General features: G+C 40.2%; 18 protein-coding genes, 1 pseudogene and 2 riboswitches. Of the genes and pseudogenes, 3 read left to right on the top strand and 16 right to left on the bottom strand.

Annotation, left to right across the window (positions count from 1 at the left end; genetic code table 11):
- Positions 1-1,342 precede the first annotated feature (1,342 nt).
- The 7 genes from tatC to rmuC are packed head-to-tail and all read right to left on the bottom strand — an operon-like array spanning position 1,343 to position 7,392.
- The gene (tatC, locus tag HC728_RS18555; RefSeq protein ID WP_005416858.1) at positions 1,343-2,098 is read right to left on the bottom strand and encodes a Sec-independent protein translocase subunit TatC; all 756 of its coding nucleotides are present in this window, start codon (positions 2,096-2,098) and stop codon (positions 1,343-1,345) included.
- A gap of 2 nt (positions 2,099-2,100) precedes the next feature.
- Positions 2,101-2,481, bottom strand: coding sequence for a Sec-independent protein translocase protein TatB (gene tatB, locus HC728_RS18560; protein WP_005416855.1), 381 nt, complete (start codon positions 2,479-2,481; stop codon positions 2,101-2,103).
- Positions 2,482-2,484: 3 nt separating this feature from the next.
- Positions 2,485-2,733, bottom strand: a complete 249-nt coding sequence (gene tatA / locus HC728_RS18565; protein WP_005416854.1) for a Sec-independent protein translocase subunit TatA — start codon at positions 2,731-2,733, stop codon at positions 2,485-2,487.
- A 51-nt stretch (positions 2,734-2,784) separates the two neighbouring features.
- Entirely contained in the window at positions 2,785-4,419 is a 1,635-nt protein-coding gene (gene ubiB, locus HC728_RS18570; RefSeq protein WP_017019863.1) for a ubiquinone biosynthesis regulatory protein kinase UbiB, read from the bottom strand.
- Positions 4,416-5,039 carry an SCP2 domain-containing protein gene (locus HC728_RS18575; protein WP_017019864.1) on the bottom strand — a complete coding sequence of 208 codons (624 nt, stop codon included), beginning with the start codon at positions 5,037-5,039 and terminating at the stop codon, positions 4,416-4,418. Before HC728_RS18575 ends, ubiB begins: the two co-directional genes overlap by 4 nt.
- Positions 5,040-5,050: 11 nt before the next feature.
- Positions 5,051-5,815: a bifunctional demethylmenaquinone methyltransferase/2-methoxy-6-polyprenyl-1,4-benzoquinol methylase UbiE gene (gene ubiE, locus HC728_RS18580; RefSeq protein ID WP_005416847.1), complete on the bottom strand. Its 765-nt coding sequence runs from the start codon at positions 5,813-5,815 to the stop codon at positions 5,051-5,053.
- 56 nt (positions 5,816-5,871) lie between these two features.
- Positions 5,872-7,392 carry a DNA recombination protein RmuC gene (gene rmuC, locus HC728_RS18585; RefSeq protein ID WP_065597137.1) on the bottom strand — a complete coding sequence of 507 codons (1,521 nt, stop codon included), beginning with the start codon at positions 7,390-7,392 and terminating at the stop codon, positions 5,872-5,874.
- A gap of 127 nt (positions 7,393-7,519) precedes the next feature.
- Between rmuC and HC728_RS18590 the strand changes: the two genes are divergently transcribed.
- A complete protein-coding gene (locus tag HC728_RS18590) occupies positions 7,520-8,428 on the top strand; it encodes a DMT family transporter (protein ID WP_190395867.1) in 909 nt (302 codons plus the stop codon).
- Between the two features lie 87 nt (positions 8,429-8,515).
- Here HC728_RS18590 and HC728_RS18595 read toward each other — a convergent pair whose 3' ends face one another.
- The gene (locus HC728_RS18595; RefSeq protein ID WP_005416841.1) at positions 8,516-8,806 is read right to left on the bottom strand and encodes a hypothetical protein; all 291 of its coding nucleotides are present in this window, start codon (positions 8,804-8,806) and stop codon (positions 8,516-8,518) included.
- 120 nt (positions 8,807-8,926) lie between these two features.
- Entirely contained in the window at positions 8,927-10,156 is a 1,230-nt protein-coding gene (locus HC728_RS18600) for a multidrug effflux MFS transporter (RefSeq protein WP_072054708.1), read from the bottom strand.
- A gap of 97 nt (positions 10,157-10,253) precedes the next feature.
- On the opposite strand from HC728_RS18600, the gene HC728_RS18605 reads away from it, so the two are divergent.
- Both HC728_RS18605 and HC728_RS18610 read left to right on the top strand, forming a co-directional pair.
- Entirely contained in the window at positions 10,254-11,219 is a 966-nt protein-coding gene (locus HC728_RS18605; RefSeq protein WP_065595614.1) for a LysR family transcriptional regulator, read from the top strand.
- A gap of 101 nt (positions 11,220-11,320) precedes the next feature.
- The gene (locus tag HC728_RS18610) at positions 11,321-13,114 is read left to right on the top strand and encodes an aminopeptidase P family protein (protein ID WP_190395868.1); all 1,794 of its coding nucleotides are present in this window, start codon (positions 11,321-11,323) and stop codon (positions 13,112-13,114) included.
- A 99-nt stretch (positions 13,115-13,213) separates the two neighbouring features.
- Here HC728_RS18610 and thiH read toward each other — a convergent pair whose 3' ends face one another.
- The 7 genes and pseudogenes from thiH to HC728_RS18645 all read right to left on the bottom strand — a co-directional run bounded on the left by thiH (position 13,214) and on the right by HC728_RS18645 (position 20,905).
- Positions 13,214-14,326 carry a 2-iminoacetate synthase ThiH gene (gene thiH / locus HC728_RS18615; protein ID WP_190395869.1) on the bottom strand — a complete coding sequence of 371 codons (1,113 nt, stop codon included), beginning with the start codon at positions 14,324-14,326 and terminating at the stop codon, positions 13,214-13,216.
- Between the two features lie 10 nt (positions 14,327-14,336).
- Positions 14,337-15,107 carry a thiazole synthase gene (locus HC728_RS18620; RefSeq protein WP_012532831.1) on the bottom strand — a complete coding sequence of 257 codons (771 nt, stop codon included), beginning with the start codon at positions 15,105-15,107 and terminating at the stop codon, positions 14,337-14,339.
- A 1-nt stretch (position 15,108) separates the two neighbouring features.
- Positions 15,109-15,321: a sulfur carrier protein ThiS gene (gene thiS, locus HC728_RS18625; RefSeq protein WP_005416828.1), complete on the bottom strand. Its 213-nt coding sequence runs from the start codon at positions 15,319-15,321 to the stop codon at positions 15,109-15,111.
- A complete protein-coding gene (locus HC728_RS18630) occupies positions 15,314-16,147 on the bottom strand; it encodes a HesA/MoeB/ThiF family protein (RefSeq protein WP_190395870.1) in 834 nt (277 codons plus the stop codon). The genes thiS and HC728_RS18630 overlap by 8 nt, the downstream gene beginning before the upstream one ends.
- Positions 16,140-16,802 (bottom strand): annotated as a pseudogene (thiE, locus tag HC728_RS18635) (thiamine phosphate synthase); the annotation flags it as partial. The pseudogene thiE and the gene HC728_RS18630, both read right to left, overlap by 8 nt.
- Positions 16,803-16,869: 67 nt before the next feature.
- Complete coding sequence (thiC, locus tag HC728_RS18640; RefSeq protein WP_194688056.1) at positions 16,870-18,804, bottom strand: phosphomethylpyrimidine synthase ThiC; 1,935 nt, start codon at positions 18,802-18,804, stop codon at positions 16,870-16,872.
- A gap of 188 nt (positions 18,805-18,992) precedes the next feature.
- Positions 18,993-19,105, bottom strand: a riboswitch (TPP riboswitch).
- A 420-nt stretch (positions 19,106-19,525) separates the two neighbouring features.
- Positions 19,526-20,905: a voltage-gated chloride channel family protein gene (locus tag HC728_RS18645; protein WP_005416818.1), complete on the bottom strand. Its 1,380-nt coding sequence runs from the start codon at positions 20,903-20,905 to the stop codon at positions 19,526-19,528.
- A gap of 126 nt (positions 20,906-21,031) precedes the next feature.
- Positions 21,032-21,099, bottom strand: a riboswitch (Fluoride riboswitch).
- Positions 21,100-21,302 lie beyond the last annotated feature (203 nt).

The raw sequence follows: 21,302 nt of genomic DNA on the forward strand, positions 1-21,302 counted from the left end.
GAAAGCGGAAAGCGTCTAATCCTGCCAAAGAAAAGAAAGCGAAAACCATTTCCGCGACAAGTGCTTTATAAAGCACCGCGCTACCCTTATAAAAAAAGAGCCACTAGCTGTTAAGCGAGCGGCATTACCCTTATTAACCTCCCCTTATTATCGACATTAGTGATCACATGAGATATTTACTCAAGGGGAGGAACAATATTGTGATCGCTGAAATATCCGCACCAAAGAAGGCCTCCCCCTTTATCAATGAATTACTGGGATCGAGAGTATCAATAAAGACATTGAATAACTAAAGTATCTACTCACAACCCCTCCTAACCTCCCCTTATATCGACATTAGTGATCACATGAGATATTTACTCAAGGGGAGGAACAATATTGTGATCGCTGAAATATCCGCACCAAAGAAGGCCTCCCCCTTTATCAATGAATTACTGGGATCGAGAGTATCAATACAAGGGGGAGTTAGAGGGGGTTGTTGATACCATATTTCATTACAATTCTGAATCGGCTTTTGATTTTCCTCGCTCCTCGAGCGAAGCGTCCTCGCCTCTAATCCCTGCTTTTTACTTTGCTCTAAACAAGAAAAGCCCCACTAGATTTTCATCTAGCGGGGCTATAACTTTACTCGCAGCAATCCGGCTACTAATGGTGCTCCATGCATCAAATCCTTGATAGTATGCTGAATCCGTCAGCTTATTCCTTTCGTCGCTATCCTAGCGGTGTCCATGATCTATCCTGATCCGTTAACAATCCTTAGTTAACTCTCTTCGCTTGTTCCTTGAGCGGTGTCCTTTACATCATCCTGATGTGCAGTCCATTTACCTCAATCCTAGAGGTGTCCATTGTCTTTCCTTAGTAGCAACCATCCTAGTTACTATTGCGTCCATTCAATGTCCATTTCGCTATCCATGCCGATTACTAATCCTAAGTAACCGAGTGCCTCATCCTGAAGCGTACCAAATCCTTGGCTAGTTCCTGTTCCGTGTCAGCATCCTTCCGACACCAATAAGATTACGCTTTTCACTTTTTTCAGCAATAGACTAATTTCAAATAATTGCAAAAAAAATATAACTCCATCCCCCCAATAAACACAAAACATTAAATATCAATAACTTAATGGAGTGCAGAGAGAAAACAGCGCAAAAAAAAGCGCTAAATCTCACTCGCTTGTGAGAGATCTCGCACAAGCGGTTTCCTGTTTGTCTATTTATCTCTATAAAGCCTCAAAAATAGAGCGTGATCATGATCACTTAACTCACTTTGTATGGTTTAAAGCAGGCATAAAAAAAGCGCTGATAATCATCAACGCTTTTTCAATATTCAGATTTTCTATCAAGCATTATGCTTCATCTTGTTCCAAATCATCTTCATTATTCTCTCTCACATAAAAGCGTGAGAAGAACAGACCAATCTCAAACAAAATACACATAGGCACAGCCAGTAACGTTTGAGAAATAATGTCTGGTGGTGTCAACATCATACCTACAACAAAGGCACCTACAATAATGTATGGACGCTTTTGTCTTAACGTATCTGGGTCTGTAGCACCTGTCCAGCATAGCAAGATGATGGCAACAGGTACTTCAAATGCAATACCAAAAGCCAAGAACAATGCTAAAACAAAATCAAGATAACTGGCGATATCAGTTGCTACTTGAACCCCTTCAGGTGCAATGGTTGTAAAGAAACCAAATACCAAAGGAAATACAATGAAATAGGCAAATGATACACCGGCATAAAACAGCAAAGAGCTAGAGAATAGTAACGGCATGATGAGTCTTTTCTCATGCTTATACAGTCCAGGAGCCACAAATGCCCATACCTGATAAAGAATTACTGGAACAGCGACAAATATCGATGCCACCAAAGTCAGCTTTATGGGCGTGAAAAATGGTGACGCGACATCAGTTGCTATCATAGTTGCTCCCTCTGGCAGTCTTTCTACCAAAGGTGCTGATAAAAACTCATAAATGTCATTAGCGAACCAAACTAAGCCCAAGAATACGACGATAACTGCAATGATTGCTTTTAATAGACGATTTCTTAGCTCTAGTAAGTGCGCTAACAACGGCTGAGAGGATTCAACTGATGACATAATTACTCTGCTTTCGTTTTAGAAGTTGAGTCAGATGCCGAAGAAGAACTCGAGTCAGCACTTGGCGTCTCTACTTTTTCTTCTTCTGGTTTTGCATATGGACGAGTGACATCTGCTGCCGCTTGTTTTAACTCTTCTACTGACTTTTTAAGATCAGGCGATAAGTCATCCATATTCATCTGTTCTGCTTTGCGCAAATTCTCTTGAAGTTCTTGTATCTTCAATTCTTGTGACAGCTCATCTTTGACGTTATTCGCCATGCTTTTTGCTGCTCCAATGAACTGCGCAACAGAGCGGATCGCTTTTGGTAAACGTTCCGGTCCTAATACAACTAGTCCAACAACAGAGATCAGTATCAGTTCCCAAAAACCGATATCAAACACTTATTATGCCTGCTCTTTGTCGTTTTGCTTTTGTTTTTCTACTGTTTCAGCTTCTTTTTTCTCTAAGTTCTGAGGAACAAAATCAGCGTCTTTTTTCGCATCTTTTGCTGGCTCATCTTCACTTATCGCTTTTTTAAAGCCTTTAACTGCAGAACCCAAATCACTACCTACACCACGTAATTTTTTCGTACCAAATAACAGAACGATAATTACTGCAATAATAAGAAGTTGCCAAATACTAATACCACCCATGCTTATTTCCTCAGCGTGTTAGGGTTAAAAAATTGCTAAATAAAGTTACGTTTAACGACGATATGTTCGCCAGCTAAATAGCCAAAACGCAGCTCCTGTAGCAGCACTAATTGATGCTAACACAGTAATGTTACTGGTTAATAACACCGCAGAACAAATCAGAAGTGTGGCTCCAACATTAAATAGGAATTGTCCTTTTGCTTGTTGGCGCTTACTTTGACGGTAACCTGCGTAAAGTTTATCCATTCGTTGATTAAGAACTTTGCCCTGGCGCAAACTGTCATAAACTAAATCTGGCAGTTCGGGTAATTTTTCAGCCCAGAATGGCGCTTTCTCACTCAAAGCAGTCACAAAGGCTGCCGGTCCTATCTGTTTTGCCATCCACGTTTCTAAAAATGGTTTGGCGGTTGCCCATAGATCTAATTGCGGATAAAGCTGTCTGCCTAATCCTTCTACGTACAACAATGTTTTTTGCAATAAGACTAACTGTGGTTGCACTTCCATATTAAAACGACGCGCTGTATTAAATAAATTCAACAGCACATGACCAAAAGAAATCTCTCCTAATGGTTTAGCAAAAATCGGTTCACACACCATTCGAATAGCAAATTCGAATTCTTCGACGTTAGTGTCTGCCGGAACCCAACCAGAATCAACATGTAATTGCGCAACTTTATGATAGTCACTATTAAAGAAGCCTAATAAGTTTTCTGCTAAATAGCGTTTATCTTCCTTATTGAGTGTTCCCACAATACCACAGTCTAATCCGATCCATTGTGGATTTTCTGGATTATCTGGATTTACAAATACGTTTCCTGGGTGCATATCCGCATGAAAGAAGCTATCTCGAAACACCTGAGTAAAGAAAACAGAGACACCACGTTCAGCCAATAACTTCATATTGGTGCCGTTTTTTTCAAGCTGCTCAATGTCTGATACTTGAATACCGTAAATGCGCTCTGACACCATAAGATGCTCAGAGCTTAAATCTAAAATGACTTCAGGTACATAAAGTTCTTCGCTACCTTCAAAGTTTCTGCGCAGCTGCATTGCATTACTGGCTTCTCTTCTTAAGTCTAGCTCATCAAGTAAGGTTTTTTCGTACTCTTCAATGACTTCTACAGGTTTTAAACGACGCGCTTCAGGAATATGTTGCTCTACCAACTTCGCCATACGGTACATTAAGCGAATGTCAGATTCGATGACAGGACGAATGTCAGGACGAATCACTTTAAGAACAATTTCTCTACCTGAATCTTTTAACTTTGCGGTGTGTACCTGAGCAATGGAAGCTGAAGCCAACGGCTTAATATCAAAATCAGTAAACCAATTCTCTAATGGTCCACCTAATTCAATTTCCATTTGGTCTTTCGCTAACTGACCATCAAATGGGGCAACTTGGTCTTGAAGTAGCGCTAATTGGTCAGCTAAATGAGGAGGAAAAAGATCTCGACGGGTCGACATCATTTGACCGAACTTGATCCAAACAGGACCCAGCTCTTGCAATGCTAGACGTAAACGCTCACCCAAAGGTTTTTCAGGATATTTATTTTTAATCCAGAATAAACCTTTACGTAATCGCTTTGGCAATTGAGTTAACGCATGTTCAGGTAACAGCTCATCTAACCCATACTCAAGTTGAACCTTAGTGATGTGATATAAGCGCTTTAACTCAGATGGCGTCATGCTTGTTCTAACCCTGTTTTTTGTATTAGACGAGATAAACGAGCATCTAGCTCTGTAAATTGAGCTTCAACATCGGTTACTTGATCGCAAAAGTGGGCAATTTCTAATGGTGCCGGTGCCATTTTCCACTCTTCAGTAAGTACTTCTGCTGCATGGCGAGTTTGACGAGTGATCTGTTTTTTCACCCAGCAGGCTCCACCTTTTACTCCACTAACTAAAGTATGTGCAACAATATCACCAGTATATTGAGATAATTTCTCTTCAACATCTGGTTTTAACTCTTCAAGTAATGCAGAAAATTGCTGAGCAAGTTTTAAATCGCCTTCCAATACCAACTTATCTTGTTTGATAAGTTGAGTGATATTATTTTGGTCACGCAGTTGTGGCAAAACAGAAAGATTTAAAGCTAAGTAACAATCAACTGAACCTTCGAATCGAGAAAGAATATCAACTTGTAGGTGACTAAATACAAAGAAAAGATCTTTGTTCACTTCATTCAAATGAACATGAATGATCTTTTCTTTTAAACGATGCAGTGCCGCTTTGCTTTCTGGAGATTCTTTTAACAGAGTATTTAACCCTGTCTCCATCACGCCTGTTACGAATGGTTCTAATGGCATTATTCTATCCCTTAAAACTTGTAACCGCGATGTAGAGCAACGATACCACCTGTTAAGTTGTAGTAATTTGCTTGTTCAAATCCTGCGTCTTCCATCATGCCTTTCAGTGTTTCTTGATCTGGGTGCATACGAATAGATTCAGCAAGGTAGCGATAGCTGTCTGCATCATTTGCGATGATTTCACCCATTTTCGGTAATAGGTGGAAGGAGTACGCATCGTAAATTTTTGATAACGGCTCAAGAATTGGTTTTGAAAACTCTAGCACTAATAAACGGCCGCCCGGCTTAAGAACACGGAACATAGAACGCAGTGCTTTATCTTTATCCGTAACGTTACGAAGACCAAAACTAATGGTAATACAATCAAAATGGTCATCAGGGAAAGGTAGCTCTTCTGCATTTGCTTGTACGTAATTTACATTACCTACGATGCCCATATCTCGTAGTTTGTCACGACCAACGTTTAGCATTGAGTTATTAATATCAGCAAGAATAACTTGGCCTTTCTCACCCACAATACGTGAAAACTTAGCCGTTAAATCGCCAGTACCACCAGCTAAATCAAGTACTTTATGACCTGGACGTACGCCACTACAATCAATCGTGAATCGTTTCCAAACACGGTGAACACCACCAGACATAAGGTCATTCATGATGTCGTATTTTGCTGCTACAGAGTGAAACACCTCTGCAACTTTCGCTACTTTTTCTTCTTTAGCGACTGTAGTGAAGCCGAAGTGTGTTGTTTCTTCAGCCATGTTCATCTTGTCCGTCATTTTTCGTCCTCTAGAGATAGTACGTTGAATCCGTTCTCTATGGATTCAACAGCCCTCTAGTCTACTTTATCCAACCCGTTATCACCAAGTGTTTGCATCGTATCGGCTTCAAAAGATTGGTCAATAAGACGACGATTTATGTCTCTCTTCACTTCAACCCCCAATTCTTTAAAGCTTTCAGCTTGGCGAATTAAGTTTCCACGCCCACTTGCCAATTTATTCATTGCTCCTTGATAACTTTGATTTGCCTTATCAAGTGCGCCACCCACCGCCTCCATGTCATCAACAAAAAGACGCATTTTGTCGTACAGTTTACTTGCGCGTTCTGCAATGATTTTGGCGTTTTGGTTCTGTCTCTCATTACGCCATAAATTACTGATGGTTCTAAGCGCAACTAATAACGTTGTAGGGCTAACGATAATAATATTCTGCTCCATCGCATCAGAGATGAGCGATGGGTCAGCCTCTATCGCAACTTGAAACGCTGGCTCTACAGGAATAAACATCAAGACATAATCTAAACTGCGTAAGCCATTTAACTTATGGTAATCCTTTTTACTTAATCCTCGTAAATGAGCTCGAATCGCCATTAAGTGTTCATCAAGCGCATGTTCTTTTTGATTAAAGTCTTCACTGTTAAAAAAACGCTCATATGCCACTAAGGTCATTTTTGAATCAACCACGACGTCTTTCTCGTCAGGTAAGTGAACAATCACATCAGGATAAAAACGCTTACCATCTTCATCATCCATACTGACTTGAGTATCGTATTCATGCCCCTCTCTGAGACCAGATTCTTTCAACACTCGAGAAAGAACAACTTCCCCCCAATTACCTTGTTGTTTGTTGTCGCCTTTAAGAGCATTGGTCAGGTTTACCGCCTCTTGTGTCATTCGCTCATTAAGCTGTTGTAGGCTACGAATTTCATGTACCAGAGTGTGGCGCTCTTTAGCTTCAAAACCAAAACTGTCGTTTACTTGTTTTTTAAATCCTTCAAGCTGCTCTTTTAATGGAGATAACAAACCTTCTAAACTCACCTTGTTTTGTTCATCAACCGTTTTGGTTTTCTGTTCAAACAATTGGTTGGCTAAATTTTCAAACTGCTGCTTTAGCCTTTCTTCTGCTCTCTCTAGTAATTCAATCTTCTCTTGGCTTGCTTTACGTTCTTCTTCATTACGCGCTTCTTGTTCTCTCAATTCTGCTTCAACATTTGAATTTGTTTGACGAGAAAACTCGAGTTGTTGAGTTAAGTACTCTTTTTCTTTTTGAATCGCATCAAAATAACGCAGCTTTTCCATGGCCGCCATTAAACGTCCGTGTGATTGTTTTTGTTCTTGCGCTAATTTGTCACGCTCAAGATCAAGTTCATCGAGCTCTTGCTGCTGTTTTTCTACTTGTTGGGTTAATTGATGCAGTTGAGAGTTTGCCAATTTTTTTTCTGACTCTAACTCATGCTCTAATAAAGCTAGCTCTTGCTGATTTCGACTTTTTGTTAATACATGAGCAACGGCATACGCGATACTTGCGCCTGCAAAACCAAACAATAAATGCCCACCAAACTGATTCAAAAATTCCATAACTCACTCAATGTAAACACGAATTACCATAGGATATTTTGATACTGGATAAATGTCCAGTTAACACTATTTTTCAAGCACAGGTACACTCCAGATCCAAATGGATTTTTTACTGAGAACAATAACAATGAACGAACGTCGTGCTTTAGGATTTGGTGTCGCAGCGGTTCTTTTGTGGTCAACCGTTGCCACTGCTTTTAAAATCACTCTTGAGCATTTTACGCCAACCCAAATGCTAACCATTGCAAGCGCTGTTTCTATTCTGGCTCTAGCTGGTGTTGCTGCTTATCAAAAAACGCTATCGCAACTGATTGATACCTTTTTAGCTAACCCTTTGTATTACATTTTATTAGGTGCAATTAATCCCCTTGCTTACTATTTGGTTCTATTCAAATCTTATGATCTATTACCAGCATCTCAAGCTCAGCCTCTTAATTACAGTTGGGCAATTACCTTAACCTTAATGGCTGCGGTTTTTCTTGGGCAAAAAATACGAAAACAAGATTGGGTTGCGTGTGTTTTAGGCTATCTAGGTGTAATCGTTATTGCGACTAAAGGTGATGTGCTTGCATTAGAATTTGATAGCCCTCTAGGTGTGGGCTTAGCCTTATTCTCAACATTATTGTGGGCGGGCTACTGGATTCTTAATACTAAAAACAAAGCAGACCCCATTCTTGGGCTTTTACTTGGTTTCTTAGTTGCTCTACCTGTTGCGATAGGTTTAAGTATTTACGAAGGAGCTCCATGGGCTCAAATACCAATGAGTGGTTGGGTTGCGGTTTCTTATGTGGGTTTATTTGAAATGGGGGTTACCTTTGTTTTATGGTTATCAGCATTACGATTAACACAAAATACGGCACGAATCAGTAACCTAATTTTTGCTTCTCCATTTATCTCTTTACTGCTTTTAGCCAATATCATCGGAGAAGAAATACACCCATCAACATTAATCGGATTAATTATGATTGTGTGTGGTCTACTGATCCAACAGTTCTTTGGTAAAAAGAAAGAGAATCAAGCACCGGCAGAACAGTAATAAAAACCCGTACAAACAAAAAAAGCAGCGTATATAACGCTGCTTTTTTCTATTTTAATCATCTAACCAAAATTTAAATTAAGGTTATTATTTATTCTTACTTGCTAAATAAGCTTGGAAGTCTTCTAGTGAAACCCCTTCTTTTGCCATTTCTTCAGCAAGTTTTTTTGTCGTTTCACCTTTACGCTCTTCAATTACCACTTGGAATTGGTAAATCAGATCACGCAATGTTGGAACAGACACTTGTCGCGCAGCGCTTCTTACGCGCTCTTGGCTTTGATTGCCTAGCTCTGAAAGTAGTTTACCAAACATAAGTTTTTCTGGTGACTCTTCCATTTGCTCTAGGACACGAGCCATTTCAATAACGGACATCGACATTGCGTGTTTTGCCTTTTAATTTAAATCAACAGTAATTAAGTGCTGAATATACACTGAAACCATAATTAACTGAATATATTAAAAAGTAAAATTGCTCTTTTTCTGTTCAAATTATGCGAATTAGTGCGCAACAGTTCCAGAATGCCAACGTTGTCCTGTTTTTGTTAATAAAATCAGCAAACCTGGGATAAGAAGCCACATCATTAGTGTTAAGAGTTGTGCAGATGGGAGTGCTAATCTTTGCATTGTGCCAACAATGATACCTGCTCCACTCATTTGAAATAACCCTAGTAATGCAGCAGCAGTTCCCGCTCTATCACCAAATGGTGCAAGCGCTTTACCTGCCGCCGAACCCAGTACCCATGCAAAACCTACTGACGAGAAAAAGATCGGGATCATAAACGCCCAAGCTTGCTGAATATGTTGGAACCCTAGCATTAAACCACCTGCGATAGCTAACACCGACAAGCCAAATAATAAGGCGTTACGAGTTCCGAATCTGACCATAAATTTAGGCGCTGCAAAACACGCCATAATATTCAATACCGCATTAACAGCAAACCAATGCGTAAACTCTTGCATGGTTAATCCCAATTTATCCATAAGAAAAACGGGAGCTGAAGTGACATAAGCTAAAATAACACCCATGGCTAACATACATAGTGTCGCATGAAACAAAAACGTTGGATGTTGCAATACAGACCAATAACGCGATGGGCTAATCAGTCTTCCTGTTTGTACCGTATTCGTAGGTTTTGTTTCTTTATAATTAAGCAGGATTAATACAAAACCAACCAATGCAAAACCAGCCATAAAGCTGAAATTTGAACGCCAGCCAAAATGATGAGTTAAGTAACTACCTAAAATAGGAGCTAAAGCGGGAATAAAACAGATCGCTCCATTTAAATAGCTGATCATACGCCCACCTTTCTCTGCACCAAATGAATCACGAACAGAAGCAAAAGCAGCAACGGATGTTGCACACGCACCAAAACCTTGTAGTAATCGAGCAAGCAATAACATTTCCATTGCTTGAGCGGTATACGCTAACACTGCACTCATTCCATAAATAAGAATACCCGTTAATGCTATTGGTCTTCGGCCATAACGATCGGCAAGTGGACCAGCAAATAATTGACCTAAGCCCATACTAAACATAAACCAAGTAATCGTATCTTGAGCCATGGTTGATGGAACTTGAAACTCTGCAGCCATTGCAGGCAAAGCAGGAAGATAAATATCAATCGCTAATGGACTGAACAACACTAACACCACCATTAAGGTGATAATTTTTTTGTCCGATGTTGAAGAAAGCGATGGTGCTGATTGAGGTGTAACTGGCGTGTGCATTGGTAACTCCTAAAATGATTCGAGAAGTGTACTCAATTAGAGATATGAACAGAAATGGTTTATATTCAGATCTAACATTCTTATTTGGAATATCTCTATGTTTTTTGAAAAACTGACAAAGATTGATCTCAACTTACTTCTTACACTTCATTTATTATTAGAAGAAAAAAGTGTTACTCGTGCTGCTCAACGTTTGTGTTTAAGCCAATCTGCCGTCAGTAAAAACTTAGCCAAATTACGAGAACAATTTAATGACCCTCTTTTCTCTCGTACCGCTTATGGTTTGCAACCCACAGCGAAAGCACGAAACCTTCAAGAGCAACTTCATACGTTATTAAGTCATTTAGAAAGCATTACCGAAGCATCGAATTTTGATCCACAAAGCAGCCATTATCGATTTCGTTTAGGTTTGGTCGAAAGTACTTATCCATTACTGCTTCCACATTTCATGTCTTACATTTTAAATAAAGCCCCCAATGTCATGTTAGATACTCATGCATGGGATACCAACACATTAAAGAAACTTCAATCAGGTGAAATGGATATAGGTATTACAGGGAAAGACCTCGACCCCAAATACGCCAATATCACTATGCATACGCCTGAAGATATTTGCAGCAAAGAAATATATCGAGATAGCCAAATGTGCTTGGTTCGCCGTGATCATCCCGTGTTAAAACAAGAATGGACGTTAGATACCTATCTACAGCAACGTCATGTTCAGGTGCGTTGTGATGGAAAAGACCAATGGCTTCTTGACTATAAATTAGCAGACAGAGGGCTTGAGCGTAGTATTGGCATTATTGTTCCTGATTTTAATAGTGCAGCGAGTTTATGTACTCATACCGATTTAGTTTTTACCGCACCAAGCCACTTTATAAAGCTGATAGCACAACAATTAAATTTAGTTGTATTACCTTTACCAACCGAACTGCCTCAAATGGCATATACCCTATTTTGGCATCAACAAAAAGAGAATGATGCTGCGAATTGTTGGCTTCGTAATACCATTATTAATCACTGCAAAGATTTATCAGTATCAACAATTGCAGATGAACACTAAAAGCGCTAGGTTATAACTCTACAAAATAACATAGATAATTTCTGCCTCGTACACACGGACAGAGTCATACCAATTAATCACAGGTATAAAAGGACACTCAGATGCACCCACAAACTTCTCAGCGTGTTGAACAACTACGTACATGGCTTGCTCAACAAGATTTTGATGCCCTAATCATCCCTCATGAAGATGAATTTCTAGGTGAATATATTCCAGAGCATAACGAACGTTTGCATTGGGTTACTGGTTTTACAGGTTCTGCTGGTGCGGCTGTTATCACTAAAGAAAAAGCCGCTATTTTTGTGGATGGCCGTTATACCGTTCAAGTTCGCAAACAAGTACCAGCAGATGTATTTGAGTATCGTCATCTACATGAAGAGCCACTGCTTGAATGGATTAAAGACAGTCTTGCTTCAGGTTCAAAAGTGGCAATAGATCCACGCATGCACACTGCTCAATGGCTAAAAACAGCATCAAAAAATGTTGAAGGTGTCGTCACTCTTGAAGCCATCGCCACAAATCCTATTGATGAGTTATGGTTAGACCGTCCAGAAGTTAAAGTGTCTGATGTGCGTTTAATGTCATTAGAATTTGTCGGCCAAAGTTCTGAAGACAAGCGTAAAGAAATTGCAAAAGAAGTCTCAAAGAAAAAAGCAGACGCAGCGCTATTAACACAACTAGACTCCATCTGTTGGTTATTGAATATCCGTGGTTTAGATGTTTCTCGCCTACCAGTACTTCTTTCTCATGCGATTATTCATGCAGATGAGAGTGTTGATTTTTTCCTAGACCCCTCACGTCTTCCAGCAGAGTTTAATACTCATGTTGGCCAAGGTGTTCGAGTTCACCAACCTGATGCCTTGCAAGCAACATTAGAATCACTTGCAGGTAAAAAGGTTCTGGTTGATTCTGCAACATCAAACGCATGGATGTCATTAGTATTAAGTAATGCAAACGCAGAAATCATTGAAGCATCTGATCCATGTTTACTACCAAAAGCAGCTAAAAACGAAACGGAAAAAGCAGGCATGCGTGCTTGTCATATTCGTGATGGCGCTGCTATGGCTAAATTCCTAACTTGGTTTGATGCAGAAATTGAAGCTGGCACTTTACACGACGAAGCTGTTTTAGCAGACAAACTTCAAGCGTTCCGTGAAGAAGATGCCTCTCTGGCTGATTTAAGTTTCGATACTATTTCAGCAGCCGCTGGTAATGCGGCAATGTGTCACTACAATCATCAAAACCAACCTGAACCAGGTAAACTACAAATGAACAATTTATACCTAGTTGATTCAGGCGGTCAGTATCCAGATGGCACAACAGACATCACTCGAACATTAGCGGTTGGTACACCAAGTGATGACATTAAACAACAATTCACTTTAGTTCTTAAAGGCCATATCGGGTTAGCAAATGCTCGCTTCCCTAAAGGAACATGTGGACATCAACTAGACATCCTTGCTCGTCAACATTTATGGGCGCAAGGTTATGATTATGATCATGGTACTGGTCACGGTGTTGGTCACTTCTTAAGTGTCCATGAAGGTCCTCAACGTATTGCTAAAGTAATAAATAACACAGCGCTTCTTCCTGGAATGGTACTATCTAATGAGCCTGGTTATTATCGTGCAGACGAATTTGGTATCCGCATTGAGAACTTAGAGTTAGTCGTTGAAATCGAAACTCAAGGTGACTTCTCGGTTCTTGGATTTGAATCTTTAACACGCTGTCCTATCGACAAACGTCTGATCAATGTTGATATGCTAAATCGCCCAGAGTTAGCGTGGTTGAATAACTATCATCAGAAAGTCTGGAATGAAGTTAGCCCTCTTGTTGATGGCGAAGTAAAAGAGTGGCTTAAACAAGCGACAGCTGAATTAAGCTACGAAAGCTAATTCATTAAAATACAACAATAAAATGCCACGTATCTATTCTATAAAAGAGCTCTATAGAAGAGCAAACGTGGCATTTTTTATGTTGTTTCACGTGAAACATCAACTTGAATAACTTCTATCCCAGTCCTTCCAAACCGGTTCAAATCCCCTTGCTTGTACCGCTAAAGAAACAGATTCAGCAGATCGCTCATCACTAATAGAAAACTGTTCAAGCTCTTGGTCATCATTTGCATAACCACCCGGTTGTGTTTTCGATGCCGCTGATATTGATGTAATACCTAATGGCAATACATTATCTCTAAAATGTTCAGATTCTCGAGTGGACAATGACAGTTCAACCTCAGGGTTTAACAACCGATAAGCACAAATTAATTGCACCAGTTGTTTGTCACTCATTATTGATTTTGGTTGCAGCGCACCCTCACATGGTCGCAATCTTGGAAAAGAAATAGAGTAACGAGTCTGCCAGTATCGACGCTCTAAATAATCCAAATGCGCTGCCACAAAAAAGCAATCTGTTCGCCACTCATCTAGCCCAATAAGCGCCCCAATTCCAATCTTATCAATGCCCGCTTCTGCCAATCGATCTGGCGTTTCTAATCTAAATTTAAAATCGGTTTTATTTCCACGAAGGTGATGCTCCGCATAAGTAGATGGATGATACGTTTCTTGATACACCATCACCGCATCCAAACCTAAGGTTTTTAATTCTGCATACTCTTCTTGTTCTAAAGGCTGAACTTCCATTGCGAGATAATTAAACGACTGCTTTATCTGCGGTAATGTTTGACGAAAGTAATTCATCCCAACTTTGGTTTCATGTTCTCCCGTTACCAAAAGAACACTATCAAAATTCATCGCTTTAATCGCCCTCACTTCCTGTGCAACCTCATCTTGGTTGAGCGTCTTTCTCTTAATGCGATTCTCCATTGAGAAGCCACAATAAGTACATGCATTCGCGCAAAGATTAGAAAGATACAAAGGAATATAAAAACCAATCGTATGACCAAAACGTTGGCGAGTTAATCGTGCAGACTCTTGAGCCATTTGTTCAAGATAGCTTTCTGCAGCAGGAGAAATTAAGGCTTTAAAATCTTCAAGATCTCGTTTGGATTTACTTAGCGCTCTTTCAACATCATGATGCGTTTTACTATAGATAGAGAGTTTAACCTCATCCCAATGTAACTTTTCCCATTCATCAGTAAATGTCATTTCATTCACCTTAATCAAGAAATGCCGTTAATGGACTAGAAGCAACAGCTTGAGTGTTAACTGCCGCCAACCCATTTTCATAAGCTAATCGGCCAGATTGCACCGCTAATTTAAATGCAGTTGCCATTGCGATTGGATTTCTTGCCGCAGCAATCGCAGTGTTAACAAGCACAGCATCAGCCCCCAGTTCCATTGCCAAAGCAGCATGAGATGGCGCACCAATACCAGCATCAACCACTACAGGTACTCGAGCTTGGTCAATAATAATCTCTAAAAAGTCACGACTGACAATGCCTTTATTTGAACCAATAGGCGCACCTAGTGGCATAACAGCAGCACAACCAACCTCTTCCAATCGCTTACATAAAACGGGATCAGCATGACAATATGGCAAGACAATAAACCCTTGTTTCACTAACTCTTCTGCTGCGGTTAATGTTTCAATTGGGTCTGGCATTAGGTATTTGGGATCAGGGTGAATTTCCAATTTAAGCCAATTTGTGCCCAATGCTTCACGAGCAAGTTGTGCGGCGAAAATAGCCTCACGAGCATTTTTAGCACCAGACGTATTGGGTAATAAGTTAATTCCTGCATCCACAATCGGCTTTAATATATTGTCTTCAGGGTTATTCACTTCAACACGTTTTAACGCCATTGTTGATAATTCAGAACCAGACTCTATAAGTGCCTTTTGCATAACGCTGGCATTTGGAAACTTTCCTGTTCCGGTGAATAAACGTGATCTAAACGTCTTATCTCCAATGGTTAATAAGTCATTCATGTTAGCCTCCAGCGATTGCTTGAAATAAAGAGATGGATTCACCCTGTGATAACCCACGCTTTTGCCACTCTGATCTCGGTATTATCTGATTACTGATTGCAACAGCACATCCTTGTGTATCAATACCATGGTATTCTAAAAATGAAGATAATGTATGCGTGACCTCAACTCGATAAGACACACCATTAAGTTCTATTGACATTAAATCACTCATGACAAGTCTCTCCCTTTGAGTGTGTTTCACGTGAAACATCATTAGTTACTGTTGAAGCACAGATTGAACATTGGCTGTCTTTTGGAATTTTTATCGATGACCAAGCCAAAGAGCGGCCATCAAACTGATGAATGGTGTCCCATTTCATGTAACTCGGTTGAGTAAGGTATTTAATGGTTTCTAATGCCTGTAAGTTTCCTATCATGCCTACCACCGGTCCCACAATTCCGAACGACTGACAGTTTTGTGTTTGGTGGCTTTCAGTAAAAGGAAATAAACAGTGATAGCACGACGTGTTTTTTTCCGTGACCTGATTTGAAAACAACATTAGCTGCCCTTGCCATCCAATTGCTGCACCAGAAATAAGTGGAACGTTATGCTTTACACATGCCGCATTAGTTTCATGACGTGTTGGCAAATTATCAGAGCAATCCAAAACCACGTCGACTTGATTAATAAAACGGGATAACTCTGGCTCTGTTAACTTATGGCTGATCACTTCAATATGAGTTGTACCATTCAACCCTTTAAGTTGCAGTGCCATTGCCATCGCTTTATTTTGATTTAGGTTGTTATCGCGATACACCACTTGTCGCTGTAAGTTGCTTAATTCAACTTTGTCTCCATCGGCAATGATTAATGTACCGATACCAGAAGCGGATAAATACATTCCAACCGAAGAACCCAATCCGCCACAACCGATGATGAGAACCGTACTATTTCTTAATGCTATTTGCCCTTTATCACCAATATCAGGCAACATAATTTGACGGCTATAACGCAGAAAATCTTGGTCACTTAACCCTTCCATTAACTGGTTACTCATAAGCAACCTCCTGTAGATTTCCTCTTCTTGGTTCAGAAATAATGGCGTTAAATTTCGCGACGGCCTGCTCTGTATCCTCAGCCTCAGTAATCGCTCGAACTACCGCAATACTATCAACACCGGTTTGCCACACATCATTAGCAACGGAGAGATCAATACCGCCAATCGCAACGGTCGGAATGTCTCCAGCTAATTGTTGATTCTTTGCAAGATTGGTCAAACCTTGTGGTTGTGATGGCATCTCTTTCGTTGGTGTCGGAAAAATATGACCAAGCGCTAAATAGCTTGGATTTAGGGCTTTTACTTTTAATAGTTCACTATCATCGTGTGTCGACAAACCAAGACAAATATTCGCCTCAGCAATCGCCTGTAAATCAGCAACCTCTATGTCTTCTTGTCCAAGGTGAATACCAAATGCTTTGTGCTTAATAGCTAACTGCCAATAGTCATTGATGAACACCTGAGCATCATATTCACGGCCAAGCCTAATCGCTTTTATAACCTGTTGCTCTAAGTCTGCTTGTTCTGGATTCTTAATTCTCAATTGGATTGTCTTTACATCGAGCTTTAATAATTTTTCTATCCACGACACATCATCAACTACGGGATATAAACCAAACTTACTTTTATCAATATTAGGGAATGCAAACATTGCTGTCTCACCTCAATTCCGTATACAAAACTAAGAGATGTTCCACGTGAAACATCCCTTATTATCATCGTTATTCAGCTTCAACTGCAGGATGATAAAGTTCAGACCCAGACGCTTTAAACTCTTCTGACTTTTGACGCATCCCTTCTAGAGGGTCATCTATCATCTTAATTTCGATTGCTTGGTCTAAAGCAACTTGTTCCGAATCTTTAGCGTACTCTCTGACTTCTTGTGAGATCTTCATTGAGCAGAACTTAGGCCCACACATTGAACAAAAGTGAGCAACTTTGCCCGATTCTTGCGGTAAGGTTTCATCGTGATATTCACGAGCGGTAATAGGATCAAGAGACAGATTAAACTGGTCTTCCCAACGGAATTCAAAGCGGGCTTTTGATAAGGCGTTATCACGAATTTGTGCACCCGGATGACCTTTGGCTAAATCGCCTGCGTGTGCTGCTAACTTATAAGTAATCAAGCCTGTCTTCACATCGTCTTTATTTGGTAACCCTAAGTGTTCTTTTGGCGTTACGTAACACAACATGGCACAGCCATACCAACCGATCATGGCAGCACCAATACCTGAAGTAATGTGATCATATCCAGGAGCAATATCTGTCGTTAGTGGCCCTAGTGTATAAAATGGCGCTTCATGACAATGTTTAAGTTGTTCATCCATATTCTCTTTAATCATGTGCATAGGAACATGACCTGGACCTTCAATAATGACTTGAACATCGTATTCCCACGCAACTTTAGTTAGCTCACCTAAAGTTCGTAATTCAGCAAATTGCGCTTCATCATTAGCGTCAGCAACAGAGCCCGGACGCAATCCATCACCCAAAGATAAAGCCACATCGTATTTAGCACAGATTTCACAGATCTCACGGAAGTGTGTATAAAGAAAGCTTTCTTGGTGATGAGCAAGACACCACTTAGCAATAATAGAGCCGCCACGAGATACAATCCCGGTAACGCGTTTTGCTGTCATTGGTACATAACGAAGCAGTAAACCTGCGTGAATGGTAAAGTAATCGACGCCCTGTTCAGCCTGCTCGATTAAGGTATCTCGCATCACTTCCCAGTTAAGGTTTTCGGCTACACCATTCACTTTTTCTAGCGCTTGATACATTGGAACCGTGCCAATTGGGACAGGGCTATTACGTAGAATCCACTCACGAGTTTCATGAATATTTCGACCCGTAGATAAATCCATCACCGTATCACCGCCCCAACGCGTTGACCAAACTAGCTTCTCCACTTCTTCTTCAATTGATGAACTCACCGATGAGTTACCAATATTAGCGTTGACCTTAATTAAGAAATTACGACCAATGATCATTGGTTCTGCTTCTGGATGGTTTATGTTTGATGGGATAATTGCGCGCCCTTCAGCAACCTCTTTACGCACAAATTCAGGTGTGATTTCTTTCGGTAAGTTAGCCCCAAAACTATGGCCAGGATGTTGGTGATTAAGTTGCTCATCTGCAAACTTTTGACGACCCATGTTTTCACGAATCGCTATGTATTCCATTTCAGGAGTAATGATTCCCTGACGCGCATAATGCAGTTGAGTAACACACTGGCCTTGTTTAGCACGGCGAATCGTTGGGAGATTTCCATAACGAAGTTCATCAAGAGTTTCATCCGCTAAACGCTCTTGCGAATAAACAGAGCTCACGCCATCAAGTAACTCGGTATCATTTCGCTCTTCTATCCATTCTTGACGCAACTTAGGTAATCCTCTATATACATCGATATCGTAGCTTGGATCGGTATACACACCTGAAGTGTCATAAACTTGGATAGGTTCATTTGGTTCAAAAATTGGTGATTCTTTGGTACCACCAACTAAACTGTCAGCTAATGAAATCTCTCGCATAGGAACGCGAATATCAAGACGAGAGCCTTCAATATAGACTTTATTTGAATTTGGATATGGTTGAACCGATAACGATTCAATATTGGTTTTAGCATCTAAACGTGCTTGTTTACGGCTTGACGACATAGCAAAATTCCTTGATAAAAATAGAATAATTGCTTGCCGGATTTGAGTTGTAGCAAGAGGTTCTTAGTTTGTGCTGCAGAGAATATCTGTCTGTACTGTTATGCCCACAAGTTAAAAAGAATAAAAGCAGCTAAAATTCAGCTACGTCTGTACCTTTCAATCTGTAGATATGGTTTCATAAACTAAGATGTAAATTGTCTCTTGTTCCCTTCGCAGGTATTAGCCTGATCAGGTTCTACGGATCCCGCACTGCGGTCTCAGCTTGTACTTTAAAAAGCACTAAGCACTCCGACAAGTTTCTTTCAGATCGTTGAATCAAAATCTGAACGTGTTCGGAGTATAAAGAAAGTATGCAAGAAATGAAATGGAAGAGAAAAAAGTTATCAAGTGGTTGGCTGAGTTTGTGAGTGAGCGCATATAGAGTTTTACATATCGACAATCCATATTAAATCTTGTGTGCTTCGCAGAAAAAAAACACCTTTGTCATCGGTAGATCTTACACCAACAAGTACAATGTTCTTTTTTGTGGAGAAGTACATTAGGTTTTAATCCTCTCCACAAGGCACATTGAACCTTGTGTGCTTCGTAACAAAAAACCACCTTTGTCATCCGTAGCTCTTACACCAACAAGTACAATGTTCTTTTTTGTGGAGAAGCACATTAGGTTCTAATCCTCTCTACCAAGTTCTAATCTAGATAAACCACCATGTTTCACGTGAAACTATTTGTCTTTTTTAGTTAGCTTATTCGCTAGGTGTTTTAATGACGATGAATTATGTTCACGATATGACCCTATTTTATTTAGGCCGTCATGATCACGACCATGCTCTAATGTTTTAGAAACAGCAACACGTTGTGAAGAGTAAATACCAGTATGACCACTAAAGTAATAAGCCGTATAACACGCTAAAGCGAAATAAGGTAAATACTCAGCACCAAACAATTCCACGCCCATGATCGTACAAGCTAATGGTGTATTGGTTGCAGCCGCAAATACCGCAAGGAAACCCAGAGCAGCAAATAAATCAACCGGAGCCCCCATAACCCAACCTAAGAAGTTACCTAACGTAGCACCAACAAAAAACAACGGTGTTACTTCACCACCTTTATAACCAGCAGCAAGAGTAATCGCAGTTAATACCAGTTTTAAAATCCAGCTATACCACTCTGCTCCACCTTCAGTAAATGCTGACGTAATACTCACACCACCATCACGACTTGGATAAACACCAATACCAATGTAATCATAATTGCCAAGTAATTGAGTAATGATGATGACCATCAAACCACCCACAACGACAATTAAATATGGGTTCTTTAATGTTGCGTTAAACAGGTCTTTAAAGCCGTGAGTTAACTCACCAAACAAATAACCAGCAATACCAAAACCAATTGCAGCAATAATCACTTTAGCCATTAATAAAAGATCGATATCAACAGCATGACCAAACAAGGTGCTAACCTGATCAAAGTTAATTAAATAATGCGTATGATGGGCACCCCAAGCCGAAGCAACCACATTAGCTAAGATAGCAGCCAATAGCGCAGGAATGATAGCATTGAACTTAATACGTCCAATAAACAATACTTCAAGAGCAAAAATAGCCCCAGTAAAAGGCGTACCAAAAATAGAAGCAAAACCAGCGGCAACACCTGCGGTTAGCATCATTTTTCGGTCATCTTCAGATAGCTTAAAGACTTTAGATAACCAATCCGTTGTTGCACCACCTATTTGAACAGCCGTACCTTCACGACCAGCAGAGCCACCAAATAAATGCGTTATCACCGTAGTAAATAACACTAATGGCCCCATTCTTACTGGAACACCTTCCCCAGCTTGGTGGATTTCATCCATAATTAAGTTATTACCGCCCGCCGAATTTTTACCCCAATTTCGGTAGCTATAAACAATAGCTAAACCCGCAACTGGTAATAAATAAATCAGCCATGGATTCGCAATGCGAGCTTGCGTCGCTTCACTTAGTAACCATAAGAAAAATGCGTTAAATGACCCTACCAATAAAGCAACAGGTAGAATTAGTAATGACCAACGAGCTACTTGAAATAAGTTTTGAAAATTTCGATTAAGAGGATGTGCCATGGATCTCTATCTTTAAATAATGGTTAAACAAAAGGATAGACGATCTTAGAAGAGAAGAGAAATAACAAACTGCTCTACCATAGACGGATCTACCCCAATACGATCAGACTCACTGATCAGGGTAACGCTACAGTAGGAATCATTATCTCTAAAAATAGAGCGGTTAAAGGTGGAAATCCATCACCCGTATTTGGCATAAGAACCAAACAACAATCAGAATGCTACTCCTATCATTTTCAAATGGCAAATAAAAAAGGCACACCTTAGGTATAATGCCGCTCGCTTAACAGCTAGTGGCTCTTTTTTTATAAGGGTAGCGCGGTGCTTTATAAAGCACTTGTCGCGGAAATGGTTTTCGCTTTCTTTTCTTTGGCAGGATTAGACGCTTTCCGCTTTC

It is taken from the genome of Aliivibrio sp. S10_S31, from assembly GCF_014694495.1.
Classification (GTDB): Bacteria; Pseudomonadota; Gammaproteobacteria; order Enterobacterales; family Vibrionaceae; genus Aliivibrio; species Aliivibrio fischeri.